15 protein-coding genes are annotated in these 13,008 nt (G+C 39.9%); 9 read left to right on the top strand and 6 right to left on the bottom strand.

Going from position 1 to position 13,008, the window contains the following annotated elements; translation table 11 throughout:
• Window positions 1-28: 28 nt before the first annotated feature.
• A complete protein-coding gene (locus AN391_RS01185; RefSeq protein WP_055013686.1) occupies window positions 29-1,099 on the top strand; it encodes a DUF418 domain-containing protein in 1,071 nt (356 codons plus the stop codon).
• A gap of 76 nt (window positions 1,100-1,175) precedes the next feature.
• Window positions 1,176-2,162, top strand: coding sequence for a 23S rRNA pseudouridine(2604) synthase RluF (gene rluF, locus AN391_RS01180; protein ID WP_055013685.1), 987 nt, complete (start codon window positions 1,176-1,178; stop codon window positions 2,160-2,162).
• A gap of 9 nt (window positions 2,163-2,171) precedes the next feature.
• Here rluF and AN391_RS01175 read toward each other — a convergent pair whose 3' ends face one another.
• The 4 genes from AN391_RS01175 to AN391_RS01160 all read right to left on the bottom strand — a co-directional run bounded on the left by AN391_RS01175 (window position 2,172) and on the right by AN391_RS01160 (window position 7,268).
• Window positions 2,172-2,756 (bottom strand): hypothetical protein, encoded by a 585-nt coding sequence (locus AN391_RS01175; protein ID WP_055013684.1) that lies wholly within the window; start codon window positions 2,754-2,756, stop codon window positions 2,172-2,174.
• An 8-nt stretch (window positions 2,757-2,764) separates the two neighbouring features.
• Window positions 2,765-3,025 (bottom strand): hypothetical protein, encoded by a 261-nt coding sequence (locus AN391_RS01170; protein ID WP_055013683.1) that lies wholly within the window; start codon window positions 3,023-3,025, stop codon window positions 2,765-2,767.
• A gap of 80 nt (window positions 3,026-3,105) precedes the next feature.
• The gene (locus tag AN391_RS01165; protein WP_055013682.1) at window positions 3,106-6,183 is read right to left on the bottom strand and encodes an efflux RND transporter permease subunit; all 3,078 of its coding nucleotides are present in this window, start codon (window positions 6,181-6,183) and stop codon (window positions 3,106-3,108) included.
• A 2-nt stretch (window positions 6,184-6,185) separates the two neighbouring features.
• The gene (locus AN391_RS01160) at window positions 6,186-7,268 is read right to left on the bottom strand and encodes an efflux RND transporter periplasmic adaptor subunit (protein WP_055013681.1); all 1,083 of its coding nucleotides are present in this window, start codon (window positions 7,266-7,268) and stop codon (window positions 6,186-6,188) included.
• Window positions 7,269-7,391: 123 nt separating this feature from the next.
• Here AN391_RS01160 and AN391_RS01155 point away from each other — a divergent pair, with 123 nt between their 5' ends.
• Together AN391_RS01155 and AN391_RS01150 are read left to right on the top strand one after the other, a co-directional pair.
• On the top strand, window positions 7,392-8,288 hold the full coding sequence (locus tag AN391_RS01155; RefSeq protein ID WP_055013680.1) for a LysR family transcriptional regulator: 897 nt from the start codon (window positions 7,392-7,394) through the stop codon (window positions 8,286-8,288).
• Entirely contained in the window at window positions 8,278-8,589 is a 312-nt protein-coding gene (locus AN391_RS01150; protein WP_055013679.1) for an MGMT family protein, read from the top strand. The genes AN391_RS01155 and AN391_RS01150 overlap by 11 nt, the downstream gene beginning before the upstream one ends.
• Window positions 8,590-8,838: 249 nt before the next feature.
• Here AN391_RS01150 and AN391_RS01145 read toward each other — a convergent pair whose 3' ends face one another.
• Together AN391_RS01145 and AN391_RS01140 are read right to left on the bottom strand one after the other, a co-directional pair.
• Complete coding sequence (locus AN391_RS01145) at window positions 8,839-9,015, bottom strand: hypothetical protein (RefSeq protein WP_235576461.1); 177 nt, start codon at window positions 9,013-9,015, stop codon at window positions 8,839-8,841.
• 155 nt (window positions 9,016-9,170) lie between these two features.
• Window positions 9,171-9,800, bottom strand: a complete 630-nt coding sequence (locus tag AN391_RS01140) for a hemolysin III family protein (RefSeq protein ID WP_055013677.1) — start codon at window positions 9,798-9,800, stop codon at window positions 9,171-9,173.
• Window positions 9,801-9,967: 167 nt separating this feature from the next.
• Here AN391_RS01140 and AN391_RS01135 point away from each other — a divergent pair, with 167 nt between their 5' ends.
• The 5 genes from AN391_RS01135 to AN391_RS01115 all read left to right on the top strand — a co-directional run bounded on the left by AN391_RS01135 (window position 9,968) and on the right by AN391_RS01115 (window position 13,003).
• The gene (locus tag AN391_RS01135; protein WP_055013676.1) at window positions 9,968-10,327 is read left to right on the top strand and encodes a hypothetical protein; all 360 of its coding nucleotides are present in this window, start codon (window positions 9,968-9,970) and stop codon (window positions 10,325-10,327) included.
• Window positions 10,328-10,553: 226 nt separating this feature from the next.
• Window positions 10,554-10,832 (top strand): hypothetical protein, encoded by a 279-nt coding sequence (locus AN391_RS01130; RefSeq protein WP_055013675.1) that lies wholly within the window; start codon window positions 10,554-10,556, stop codon window positions 10,830-10,832.
• 223 nt (window positions 10,833-11,055) lie between these two features.
• Window positions 11,056-11,637: an LON peptidase substrate-binding domain-containing protein gene (locus AN391_RS01125; RefSeq protein ID WP_055013674.1), complete on the top strand. Its 582-nt coding sequence runs from the start codon at window positions 11,056-11,058 to the stop codon at window positions 11,635-11,637.
• Between the two features lie 69 nt (window positions 11,638-11,706).
• Window positions 11,707-12,330 (top strand): sigma-70 family RNA polymerase sigma factor, encoded by a 624-nt coding sequence (locus AN391_RS01120; protein ID WP_055013851.1) that lies wholly within the window; start codon window positions 11,707-11,709, stop codon window positions 12,328-12,330.
• Window positions 12,323-13,003, top strand: coding sequence for a ChrR family anti-sigma-E factor (locus tag AN391_RS01115; RefSeq protein ID WP_055013673.1), 681 nt, complete (start codon window positions 12,323-12,325; stop codon window positions 13,001-13,003). The genes AN391_RS01120 and AN391_RS01115 overlap by 8 nt, the downstream gene beginning before the upstream one ends.
• Window positions 13,004-13,008: the final 5 nt, after the last annotated feature.

Raw genomic sequence — 13,008 nt, 5'->3', positions numbered from 1 at the left:
GTAACCGCTCATTATGCGAAATTATAATATGGACTTTATTCGTGGCATTGCTGTGCTTTGCTTAGTGTATATGAATGGCTATGCGTTTGGCTTAATGGACTATAGCTATATTCCTTTATCTACCCCGCCTTTTAGCGACGCCCTTATCCATGCTGTGAGTACTTTTTTTGTGGATGGCCGATTTAGAACGCTGTTTTGCTTATTGTTTGGTGCAGGGCTGTATATTCAATGGCACAAAGTTAAATCAACAGCCCCTTTAAAAGCGCGATTGCATTGGCTTATCATTTTTGGTTTGGTACATGGTTTTTTACTGTGGGCTGGCGACATTTTATTTTTGTACGGTGTATCTGGCTGGTTTACCCTAAAATATTTGCAAAGTAATAACCAACTGCTTTTAAAAAGGGCGGGGGAGTTTCTTTTAATTGGTTGTGTAGCCACGGCGTTGGTACTTTTTAGTGTACCAGATGAGGTAATTTATCGTGACACAGCGCAGTATATCGATTTATATAGCCCGCATTACAGCGATTACTTTTTGAGTAATCTAGGTATGAATGTATTAATGCTGGTAGCTGTTCCTATCATGATCATGTGGCTGTGCGTAGGGCTAATGCTGATTGGCATCTATTTATATAAAAATGAGGTTTTTAATAAAGGTTTAACCAAGCCGCACCTTATTGTTTGTATAGCTGGTGCTTTTATTTTTTCGGGCATGAGGCTGTATGCGTCACAGTTTACAGGGGGAGCAGGTTACGCCATACAAGAGTTTATAAATACCTTTGCCGCGTTGTTCATGGCTGTATTTTATATTCATCTTATCGTTAAATTTTGTAATAACCGTGCCCATGTAGGGCGGCTTATTCAGCAGGCTGGACGTTTAGCGTTTACCCTATATATAGGCCAAACACTTATGCAGCTGCTGCTTTATAAAGTATTGTATCCGCAGTGGGTATTGAGTTTTAACCGCATAGACTATTGGTTAGTCGCGACCGGCCTGGTTACTTTGCAGCTATTGTTTACAGCTTTATATTGTCGCTATTATGAGCAAGGGCCGCTGGAATATGTTTGGCGTAAGTTAGCTCAAGCAAAAATTAATGCATAAAGGTTTAAATTAGGGGCGAAAAATAATGGCGTGTGGTTTACACTAGTCGCCTTTAAAATTAGGACCATTAAGTGCCATGACCGAATTAAAACGTTTAAATAAATTTATTAGTGAAACAGGTTTTTGTTCACGCCGTGAAGCCGATAAATATATTGAGCAAGGTCGTGTAACGGTTAATGGTAATACGCCTGAAATGGGCGTAAAAGTGGCAGATACTGATACTGTTTTAGTAGATGGAAAACCGCTGCGCGAAAAACCAAAGCGTGTTTATATTGCGTATAATAAGCCAGTGGGTATTACCTGTACCACCGAGAGTAAAATTCAAAGTAATATTGTAAAAGCTGTTAATTATCCCACCCGCATATTTCCTATCGGCCGTTTAGATAGACCTTCTGAAGGGTTGATTTTTTTAACTAACGAAGGCGACATCGTTAATAAAATTTTGCGAGCAGGTAATAACCACGAAAAAGAATACGTGGTGACGGTTGATAAACCACTAAACCGCCAGTTTGTGAGCAAAATGGCCAACGGTATTCCTATTTTAGATACCGTCACAAAAAAATGTAAAGTGACACAAACAGCGCCGCAAGAATTCAAAATTGTGCTTACGCAGGGGTTAAATCGCCAAATTCGTCGTATGTGTGAATACCTAGGTTATGAAGTGGTGACCCTTAAGCGTACCCGCATTATGAATGTAACGTTAAAGGGTTTAAAAGTAGGCCAATGGCGACATTTAACTGACGTAGAAATGGCGCAAATTAATGATTCAATTGCTGACTCGGGTAAAACGCAAGAGCATTCGGTTGATACTAATAAGCAAAATGCCAATAGCAAAGGTGAGCCTAAAAAGCGTAATTTTCAGGGTGAAAACCCACGTGCATTTAATAATGAGCGAGGCACTCGCACTCAAAGAAGTAACACCCCCTTTCAAAAGCGCTCAACCACCTATGTAGGTAAAGGGGGCGTAGTTAAAAATACGCAAGGCGATAGCAAAAACGCAAATAACAAAAAGTCATCAAACGGTAAATCGCGCTCATATGGTACATTAAGTTTAAAAAAATAGCGTGTGCACTTACCACTGTATTTGATGCACAACGTAACCGAGTGGGCTTTTAACGCCCACGATGTTTATTTTTTCATTTTTTAACCGTTTTAGTTTTTGCTTATCTAAATACCATCTAAAAGAGCGTTTTCTATAAGTGTGTAAATCAAGCACAACCAGTTTTGCGCAGCTGTATTCGTAATCACGCGGGCAGGCCTCTACAGCCATTAGCTGGTACTCTTGCTGCCAGCTATTCTCGCTATAATAATAAGTCCAAAGCTTTACAGAAATACAAAAACTAGCCCACAGCCATAAATAAACTAAAACCGGTATAAACAAAATACCCAGCCAGCCCCTAAGCTTTCCATCGTGTTCTAAATAATCTTTAAAATTTGATTTAAAGGTTATGCATGCGTTGTACTTTTTGTATCCGTACATACCTGCTGCAATACTAATTACTACTGACAAAGCAGGAAGCAGCTTACGTGTTAAAAAATCATAAGTAGTATTGGCAATAAAGGGGGGATCGAGATTTTCATCCCAAGCAATAAAAAATAGGGGAGGGAGTAGTAAGCTCGCGGTAATTATTATTCTAAAAAGTTGTTTTGCTGTCATTTGAGGGGTTATTTATAAAACACAACGCCAATATAAAGTAAAAAAAGCCCTAAATAAACGGCTAATGCAGATACGCTGTTTTTAGAGCGCAGCTGTTTAATTAAATCATGAGTACCGTCAAACATGCCCGTTATTACCAACGCAATACCGCCCGTGAAACGGTAGTTGTTTAAATCTACATTGCCATTTTCGTCGCTTATAAAGCGAAAATAGCCAAAGAGAATACATATACAGCCTAGTATTAGTATGAGCGTGCTTATTATGTCCATCTTTAACCTCGGTTTAAATAATAAAAAACGCAGCTACGGTGAGGTAAGCTGCGTTTTAAGCGTCCTGTAAGGCTTTTAAATTACTTTCTAGGCTCGTAGTCTATTCTAAATACAACAGTATAAAGCACAGGCACTACGATAAGCGTAAGTATGGTCGCAAAGCCTAAACCAAACATAATCGTTACCGCCATTGACTGGAAGAACACGTCAAATAACAGCGGGATCATACCTAAAATAGTGGTAATAGCCGCCATGGCTACAGGGCGTACACGGCTAACGCCCGATTCAAATACAGCTTGATAAGGCGATTTACCATCGCGAAGCTCAAGGTTTATTTGATCAACCAACACAATACCGTTTTTAATTAGCATTCCGCTTAAACTCAGTAATCCAAGTAGCGCCATAAAGCTAAATGGTGCATTCATTATTAACATGCCTGCACTCACGCCTATAATGGCAAGTGGCACTGTAGCCCAAATAACTAAAGGTTGTTTAAGTGAATTGAACAGCAGTACGGTTACCGCAAACATTGCTAAATAACCCAGCGGTAATGAGCCAAATATAGCGGCTTGCGCATCCGATGACGATTCATACTCGCCGCCCCATTCTAATTTATAGCCACGTGGTAACTCTATTGCTTCTACAGGTCCGCGTATGCGAGCAAAAAGCTTGGCGGCAGTTTCATCACCTAATACGTTGTGATCGGCCATAACCGTTATTGTGCGCTTTCTGTCGCGGCGCATAATTAGGCTGTCTTCCCATTCAACTACAAATTCGTCAACCACTTGTGTTACTGGTACAAATACCCCCAGTACTGGGCTGTATATTTGTAAATCATGAACGCTTTCTACATTTAGGCGCTCATTTGCCGGTGAGCGAGCAATTATTGGCAGTAGTTGTGTACCATCGCGGTATACACCCACTTGCTTGCCCGAAAGACTAGTAAGCAGCACATCATCAAGGTCCGACTTACTAATACCTAAGCGGCGCGCTTTTTGTTCGTTAAATTGTGGGCGAATCATTTTAGTACGTGCGCGCCAATCATCACGAATATTATAAGCGCCGTCGTCTTGTGCGATAACTTCTTCAGCTTGGGCGGCTAATTGTCTCAGTATTACCGGGTCTGGGCCTGTAAAGCGAGCTTCAATTTTAGCATCGGTTGAGGGGCCAATTTCCATTGGCTTAATTTTAAGCTCAGCTGAAAGGGGTGTACTTTGAGAGTACTCTCGCACTTTTTGCATTACTACAGCTACCGCCTCGCGGTTTTTTACTCTAATAATGAGCTGCCCGTATGACGAGTACGACTTTTGCGGTGCATAAGTGAGCATAAAGCGCGGAGCACCTTGACCTGTAGTACTGGTTATTTCTTCTACTAGCTCTTCTTTTTGAAGGTAGTTTTCAAGCTTTTTAATTCCCTCGAGCGTTGCTCTTATGTCAGAGCCTTGTTGCTGCCAGTAATCTACGTAAAACATAGGCGTGTTAGAGGCAGGGAAAAACGATTGTTTAACTGCACCAAAACCAACCACTGCCGAGCAAAGGAGTACAACCATAAGCACAAGCGTGGTTTTACGATAATGCATAGACACATCTAAAAGTGCTTTATAGCCGGTAAAAATAAAGCCTTGGTATGGGTCGTCGTTTTCTTCGCCCTCAGCATTTTTACCTTTTTTAAACTCATCTTGTTTAAACATTAAATTTGCAAAAAATGGTGTAAGCGTAATGGCGGTGATCCAGCTTAGTAAAAGCGATATAAACAACACCCAAAATAAGCTACCGGCAAATTCACCGGTCGCATCAGAGCTTAGGCCAATAGGGGCAAACGCAGTAATACCAATAACTGTAGCGCCTAGTAGCGGCCATTTAGTTTGTTCTACAATATTAACCGCCGCTTTTAACTTAGTTTGGCCACGCTTTAAATTTATTAATATGCCTTCGGTTACTACTATGGCGTTATCTACCAGCATACCAAGGGCAATAATCAGCGCACCCAAAGAAATACGTTGCAGGTCTATGGCAAACAGCTTCATAAATATAAAGGTGCCTAGAACGGTTAGTAATAAAATCCCGCCAATTAAAATACCGCTTTTTAACCCCATAAATATAAGCAGTACCACAATTACAATGGCAATCGCCTCTACTAGGCTGACAATAAAGCCATCTACCGATTTTTCTACTTCTTTAGGCTGGTTATATACCGATTTTACATGTATGCCGTAGGGGCGCTGGTATTCAAGCTCTGCTAAGTGTTCGTCAATACGCTTACCTACATCGACTACGTTCACGCTATTCATAAACGAAACGCCAATTAAAAGTGCTTGCTCTGAGTTGTAGCGAATAACATTGTTGGGTACTTCTGCGTATTCTCTAAATACTTTGGCTACATCACCTAGGTAAATAAGCTCGCTAGCACCGGGTTTTGATATAAGTAGGGTTTCGAGCTCTTTAACATCTTTAAATTCGCCGGTTGGGTGAAAGCGTATAGACTCATCGCCCACTCTAATTTTACCTGCGTTAGAGACTGTATTTTGAGATTGCAGTAAACCAAAAATATGGCTTGGGGCAATACCGAGCTGCGCTAACTTGCGGGTCGACACTTCAACCATAACTTGTGGCTGTTGTTCACCTGCAATGGTTACTTTACTCACGCCTTTAACAAGTACGAGTTCACGCTTTAAGTAATCGGTGTAATCTTTAAGCTCATCATAAGAGTAGCCATCGCCGGTAACCGCATACATAACGCCGTATACATCGCCAAAGTCATCTAAAATAGTGCTCGGGTAAACACCACTTGGGAGTGAAGGCGCTAAATCGTTTATTTTACGGCGCATTTCATCCCAAATTTGGCGCAGCTGATCTTTGCGGTAGGTGCTTTTCATTTCTACCGATATTTGCGACTTACCATTTGACGAAATAGAGGTTACAAAATCAACGTAAGGGAGTTGCTGAATTGCATTTTCAATTGGGAAGGTGACTTCTTCCTCTACTTGTTGTGGTGACGCACCTGGGTACATAGTAATAACCATGGCGGTTTTAAGCGTAAACTCTGGGTCTTCTAGTTGGCCTAAATCAAAGTACGACACACTCCCGCCAATTAACAGCAGTAGTGCAAACATCCAGCTAATTACTTTTTTCTCTATAGAGAGTTGTGCAAAGCTCATAATTATAAGCCTCGCTCTTTATTCCATGGGCGTACTTTCATGCCTTCATCTAATGAATGCACGCCAGCAGAAACGACAATTTGGCCTTCTTTAACGCCGCTCAGTACTTCAATGCCGTCACGGTGTACTTGACCGACTTTAACAGCTTGCTTGTTAACAACGCCGGTTTCGGGGTTGTATATCCACACATAAGCGTTATCTGACACGCTTTCTTTAGCTTCAGAAAAAACCGACTCTATTGGTAAAATAGTGTAAGCCACTTGCGAGCTGGTTACTTTAGATAAATCAATAAATACACGCCCGGTCATTCCTGCAAGGAGGTTAAAGTCTTTAGGAACAGGCAATGAAAAAACAACTTTGTAAGTGAGCGTTGTCGGATCCGCCTGCGTATCCCACTCTTTTAAATCTAAGGTGTATTCTTTGTTAGTAAAACCATCGAACACAACGGTTGGGTGGTAGTCGCTGCCTTTTTTGATACGCGCAATGATTTTTTCAGGAACTTGGATCTCAACATCCATTAAATCACGTGTTTCTAAGCGTAATATGTTTTGTTTGGCTTGAATGTTTTCAAAGTTTTTAACAAATACTTTGGCAACAGTACCAGCAAATGGAGCGCGCAATTCGCTGTATTCTAGATTAGTTTCAGCAATCTTAAATGCTGACTCTGCCACTTGCATATTTGCCAACGCTTCATCGTACTCTGATTGGCTCGCTATTTTTTTCTCGTATAGTTGCTTAATACGACTAAGTTGCGATTTAGCAAGTTCATAACGGGCTTTTCTATCGTCGTACTGTAATTGAAAATCTTCTGGGTCGAGTTTTGCTAAAAGCTGGCCTTTCTCAACTTCTTCACCTGCTAAAACAGGAAACTCTACCAATTCACCATTAACTCTAAACGCTAAGTATGAGCCTTGGTTAGCAACCACTTCAGCAGGAAAACTGCGCACATTTGTTTGCGAATCATGTCCTATATTGAATAACTTTACAGGCCTAATGGGCTCTTCTTTTACTTGCTGCTCTGGCTCTGAACAGGCCATTAAAGTAAGTAAAGTCGTAGTAAGTATACATAGACGAAAGAGTTTCATGTCTTCTCCGTGGCAATGATGGGCAAAATAATTAAGTGCAGGATACGCCGCAACCATATAAAATAAAATTCATTAAATTTTAGAAACATAATAAGTTTTATTTATGATCATGTTGAGCGCAGTATGAAGCTGAATCAATTACAAATTTTAGATGCCATTGTACAAAGTGCAAGTTTAAGTGGCGCGGCGCTTAAATTACATAAAACTCAGCCTGCACTTACCTTAGCAATTAAAAACTTAGAGGCAAAAATTGGCTTTGAATTACTTGATAGAAGCAAGTACCGATTACAGCTAACTGAAAAAGGGCGTGTTTTTCACCGCGAAGCACAACAACTATTGCATGCCAATGACGAGTTAGCACAGCTTGCCAAAGAGCTTGCACTCGGTAACGAGCCACAATATCGCATTTGCTACGAACAAATATGTCATAAAGACAGTTATAACGAGATCATAAGTAATACTTTTAGATTATTTAAGCGTACAGAGTTTAATTTAACCAGTGGCAAACGCTTTGTTTCTTTAGAGCAAGTAAATAGTGGGCAAGTTGAGCTAGGCATAGGCCCATGGTTTGATTTGTTTCATGCAACAGGGCATTTAGAAAGTTTGCCTATTGGTAAACTAAATATTGGTATTATTGCATCTACTAATAAATACCCTAAGCACATGACCTTTAACGAGCTACAAAATTACCCGTGTTTGGCCATGTTTGAAAGCGACTTAAGCATAGACAGCGACAAGCTTTCTTACTCAAAAGGTTCTGCCTTAATGAAGATTGACGATGTAACTAATTTAAAGTCGTTTTTGCTTTCGGGTGGTGGCTGGGCAATGATGAATATAGACTATTGCGCCCCTGAAATAGAAGCCGGGCTGTTGCAGCAAATTCATATAAACGACAGAGAAGATCAGTTTGGTATAGAGGTACGTGCATTTAGGCGTGATGCAATACACCATGGCCCTGTTGCGCGCTCTATTTGGGAGCAATTTAAAGTACTCAGTGAGGCGTACGTGAATGAGCGCTGATATCGATAAAGAAACCCTCATCTACACCATCATTGCCAGTATACCTGCAGGTTTTGTAGCAAGTTATGGGCAAGTAGCAACGCTTGCCGGTTACCCGCAAAACTCACGTCTAGTAGGGCGGCTTTTAAAGCAAATGCCAAATGACTCTGTTATACCGTGGCACAGAGTAGTAAACAGCCAAGGTAAAATATCGTTTCCTTCAGGTAGTGATAAATACAAAGAGCAGCGCCAAAAGCTGTTATCTGAAGGGGTTAGCTTTAAAAACGATAAAGTAAATATGCGCGAGTACAGGTGGGAGTGATAAGACCACTTCGGGCAGATTAATTCTAATGTAGGTCGGATAAGCGAAGCGCCATCCGACACAGTAAAATACCTAGCCAATTATAATCAATATTTTATGTTGTCGAGTGGCTGGAAAGTGCCAATTGCGGACATTGTTAACGCTCGCCTAATGCGCCTTGCACTGGCGGGCTTTTTGCGTTGCTTGCTAAAAGTGTGGCTGCCGGCAATGTAGGATTTAGATGCTTGTTAGCAATACATTCTGTTGCGGCTAACCTGTCACCTTGGACAAGAACATGAAAAAGCCACCCAACAAAATAATTGCAATGATGACTATAGCTGTGAGCTGAAGCATTGATTCAATTAAACCGACTTCAGTTTGCATTTTAATTAGGTCTTTTGGCTCAACATCTTCTTTAATGCGAGGGTTATTTGTTTCGTTATTCATTAGCAACTCCATATGCGAAATATTCGTGTCTTACTAACAGCTTATAACACACCAAAACGGCGTTTAATAATGTTATTGGACAAAATTAGATTTCTACTCAAAGCACTAGAATAAATTTAACTTTTCCAATGACCGCTGTTCGCTCTGAGCTGCCATCAATAAACATATTTACTAATTGAAATGTAATGGCAAACACACCCAGCAATCACAAACAAATGCCAAATAGCATGGCTGAATTGAGTGCTTTTAGCACTATAAAACAAAGTACCTAGGCTATAAAAAATGCCACCGGCCAGTAACCAGTAAAGTGCTTTTACATCAATATTTAAATAAAGCGGGTATACAATAGCGAGGGCAAACCAGCCCATAAGTAAGTAGGTAGCCAGCGATATTTTTTTATTACCATTTTTAACCAGCACTTTATAAGCAACGCCGCTAATTGCTACGGCCCAAATAAAGCTCAGTGTGCCCCAAGACCACCATCCATTAAGAGATAGCAATAAAAATGGGGTGTACGTACCCGCTATTAATACGTAAATAGCGCAGTGATCACACTTTTTATAAAAAGCGCGTATTTTTGGCTGCACACTGGCGTGATAAAGTGTGGATGATAAAAACAATACAAATAAACTAGCCCCATATACAGCGGTGCTAATATAAGCTTTTATGCTGGTGGCTTGTTTAAATAAATCCCACATTACAAACACAGCAAAAAATATACCCAGTGCATGACTTAGTACATTGAGTTTTTCTTCTTTGCGAGAATAGGGTGCATCTATAGTCATACTAGTCCTACCACTTATTAATTGAACTTGAGTGTACAGGTGTACGCTCAATGTTTCAATACCATCACTGTTACTGTAAATTAGTCTGGTTACTTTTATTGATTTTAAAAGGAATTAATCGGTTATAGTGTGGTCGTATAGTCTCAATTAATTAAGGCACGTTTATTATGAAAAAAGAGCTTAAAGCCGTTTTACTTACTGCCATTGTGTATCCTGGGGCAGGGCATTTTTCGCTTAAAAAGCATTTAATAGGCTGCATTTTTGCAGGTGTATTTACGCTATTTTTGTTTATGACATTAGGTGATATTTTGGCTGTAGCGCAATGTAGTGCAAATGAAATTTTAGCAGGTAAAATTCCGATGACGGCTTCTGGCATTTTACAAGCTGCTCGTAATCCATCAGGTGAATGTGCACAGCTTGGGGAATATCAATACCTTCCTTTAATGGTGGTTATATGGTTATTAAGTATGGCTGATGCCTATCGGTTAGGTAAAAAAGTGAAACTAGCTAAACACACAAAAGAGTAACGCAGGGAGTTACTTTTAGTTGTGAAGAGTTAAACTTTATTTATTTGCTAATAATTAGTCAAAAAATTAAAAAGGTTAGTTAAATTAACCAGCACTGAACGCTGCCTATTTTTAATTAGTCTAATTAAATTCTTAAATATCAAGTGTTTACTTTTTATTTTTCTGTTGGCACAACCCTTGATTATGTTATTGCGTCTAAACAATATACATAACAAGGAATACCATTATGAAACATTCAATTAAAATCGCTATGGCAAGTTTATTAGTATTAGGTTCTTCGCAGGCACAGGCGAGTGAAGTGGACCTAGATGTAACTGATATTATAACGCAAAACGTAACAAGCTATATTAACCAAGTAACGGCAGAACTCGAGCAATCAATTTCGCAGAGCCTTAGTTTTGATGCCAAAGCAGCTCTTGAGCAATTAGTTAATCAAGCGCAAGAACAAACTGACGTTACCACGCAGTCTACAATGGTGGTAACTACAGAAGTTAAAGCTAAATAAGTGTAAAAGGATAAGACGATGAGCAACGAATTAGGATTATTTGCACTTATGTTGGCGCCTGTTGTAAGCATGATGAGTGTTTACTATATGGTTCAAGTTATAAAAAGTATGGGTAGTTGGATTAACTTTTAAATAATGGGTAGATAATTCGATTTAGGTAAGCTGATCGACTTAGTAAAAGCGCACGTAAATAAAGGCAGTGTAATTTAAAGAAGTAGACTTTATGAAACGTGCGATTTTCCCATTACCAATATTTGTGTTACCAGAAGGCTATACGCGTTTACGTATATTTGAGCCTCGGTATTTAAACATGGTAAAAACCGCACTACAAAATAATGTCGGTTTTGTACTATGCACCTATCAGCACGACACGCCATTTAATATTAGCGCTCAGGGCTGTTTGGTCGATATTATCGACTTTGATCAAGACCCTAGCAATATGCTACTCATTGATGTGTACGCTGCTAAAAGCGTGCAAATAAATGATGTATACCAAGATGAAAGTGAATTGCGCCACGGCTTATTAAGCGATTGCAATACGCCGTATTGGTACAATGACTCACACAGTGATATTTCGGCTGATAATCAACGTTTGTCTGATTCTTTGCAGGACATATTTTTAAACAATAAAGAGCTCTCTAGTTTATATAGGCAAACCAAGTTTGATAATTTAGCCTGGGTTGCCGCGCGCTGGCTTGAACTATTACCTATATCTATTGATAAAAAACAGCAACTTGCGTTCGAAAGTAACTTTGCTAACTTACTAAACTTCCTCCATACTGTGATTAACAATGAATTTGCCTAAAATAATGTGATCTGCGATAAATTGCTTAGCGTATAGATGTGTACAAAAGCATACACGGGATTAATTATTATGGTAAGTCAACAACCCTCACAACGTTGTGAACCTAATACAGGTAAATATACTGCCATGCCAGAAACGCCAAGTGCAGAGCTTATGCAAGCTTTGCTTGATGTAGCTACTTCGCGAGACAAGAGAGCGTTTGCTTACTTATTTGAATATTTTTCGCCAAAAATCAAACGCTTTGGAATAAAGCAGTTTGGTTCAGAGGCACAAGCAATGGAGCTTGTACAAGAAACATTAACCTCAGTGTGGCGTAAAGCGCATTTGTATCATAGCGATAAAGGGGCTGCAACTACATGGGTATACACCGTGATGCGTAACGCTTCATTCGATATGCTTCGTAAAATGAAAAGTAATAAAGAAGAAAACATAAGCGAAGATATTTGGCCACTCATTAACGAATCTCAAGACACAACACTTGAATTTAGCGACCATTTGGAAGACCAGCAAATAAAACGCTACCTAGATAAATTGCCAGCTGCACAGCGAGAGGTAGTCAGAGGTGTTTATTTCCAAGATATGTCGCAAGAGCAACTTGCTCAACAACTTAATATTCCTGTAGGCACGGTAAAATCACGATTGCGTTTAGCCTTGCAAAAATTACGTAATGAAATGGGAGATCAGCATGATTAAACATCACCCTAGTGAATCTTTACTAGCACAATATTGTTCAGCGCAGTTACCTGCATCGTTAAGTGTTGCGGTTTCTATTCATGTTGATATGTGTCCGGTTTGCCAAGCAAAAGTAGCAAAGCTCGAAGCCGCCAATGCAAATGATGCCTTTAGTGAGGCGCCAGATGTGTCTGATGAATTAAACCTGAGCAATGATTTACAAACATCTGACTTTGCCACCGACATGTTAGATTTAATCACTGCTGATGCTAGCATTGATGAAGTTTACGAAGTAGAACCAGTAACTGTACAAATCAATGAGCACAACTATGAATTACCTCGTGCTTTGACACGCATTTCTCATGGGCGTTTTACCCAAGTGGGTAAGCTTGCTCGCTCGCGTGTTGCTATTGATGATGGCCCGCTGCGATCAAGCCTTTTACATATTGGTGCAGGAGGAGAGATCCCAGAGCATACTCATACAGGCTTTGAAGTAACCCTGTTACTTGATGGCGAGTTTAGTGATGAAGAGGGTAGTTACGTGCCTGGTGACTTTATTTGGCAAGATGGCTCTCATCAACATACTCCACTTACAAAAGATGGCTGTTTATGCTTTACAGTAGTCAGTAGTGCGCTACATTTTAATAAAGGGCTCAGTAAGTTACTTAATCCTATAGGTAACTTGATTTATTAAGAGAA

Origin of the sequence: Pseudoalteromonas sp. P1-13-1a (genome assembly GCF_001401875.1) — a bacterium.
GTDB lineage: Bacteria > Pseudomonadota > Gammaproteobacteria > Enterobacterales > Alteromonadaceae > Pseudoalteromonas.
The sequence above is the reverse complement of the archived record's forward strand: the minus strand, read 5'-3'. Positions and strand labels throughout refer to the sequence as shown.

What these genes read in the sequence shown, in the direction of transcription:
- AN391_RS01185 (WP_055013686.1), top strand. Translation starts at nt 29, where the DNA reads ATGGACTTTATTCGTGGCATTGCTGTGCTTTGCTTAGTGTATATGAAT.
- rluF (WP_055013685.1), top strand. Translation starts at nt 1,176, where the DNA reads ATGACCGAATTAAAACGTTTAAATAAATTTATTAGTGAAACAGGTTTT.
- AN391_RS01175 (WP_055013684.1), bottom strand. Translation starts at nt 2,756, where the DNA reads ATGACAGCAAAACAACTTTTTAGAATAATAATTACCGCGAGCTTACTA.
- AN391_RS01170 (WP_055013683.1), bottom strand. Translation starts at nt 3,025, where the DNA reads ATGGACATAATAAGCACGCTCATACTAATACTAGGCTGTATATGTATT.
- AN391_RS01165 (WP_055013682.1), bottom strand. Translation starts at nt 6,183, where the DNA reads ATGAGCTTTGCACAACTCTCTATAGAGAAAAAAGTAATTAGCTGGATG.
- AN391_RS01160 (WP_055013681.1), bottom strand. Translation starts at nt 7,268, where the DNA reads ATGAAACTCTTTCGTCTATGTATACTTACTACGACTTTACTTACTTTA.
- AN391_RS01155 (WP_055013680.1), top strand. Translation starts at nt 7,392, where the DNA reads ATGAAGCTGAATCAATTACAAATTTTAGATGCCATTGTACAAAGTGCA.
- AN391_RS01150 (WP_055013679.1), top strand. Translation starts at nt 8,278, where the DNA reads ATGAGCGCTGATATCGATAAAGAAACCCTCATCTACACCATCATTGCC.
- AN391_RS01145 (WP_235576461.1), bottom strand. Translation starts at nt 9,015, where the DNA reads ATGAATAACGAAACAAATAACCCTCGCATTAAAGAAGATGTTGAGCCA.
- AN391_RS01140 (WP_055013677.1), bottom strand. Translation starts at nt 9,800, where the DNA reads ATGACTATAGATGCACCCTATTCTCGCAAAGAAGAAAAACTCAATGTA.
- AN391_RS01135 (WP_055013676.1), top strand. Translation starts at nt 9,968, where the DNA reads ATGAAAAAAGAGCTTAAAGCCGTTTTACTTACTGCCATTGTGTATCCT.
- AN391_RS01130 (WP_055013675.1), top strand. Translation starts at nt 10,554, where the DNA reads ATGAAACATTCAATTAAAATCGCTATGGCAAGTTTATTAGTATTAGGT.
- AN391_RS01125 (WP_055013674.1), top strand. Translation starts at nt 11,056, where the DNA reads ATGAAACGTGCGATTTTCCCATTACCAATATTTGTGTTACCAGAAGGC.
- AN391_RS01120 (WP_055013851.1), top strand. Translation starts at nt 11,707, where the DNA reads ATGGTAAGTCAACAACCCTCACAACGTTGTGAACCTAATACAGGTAAA.
- AN391_RS01115 (WP_055013673.1), top strand. Translation starts at nt 12,323, where the DNA reads ATGATTAAACATCACCCTAGTGAATCTTTACTAGCACAATATTGTTCA.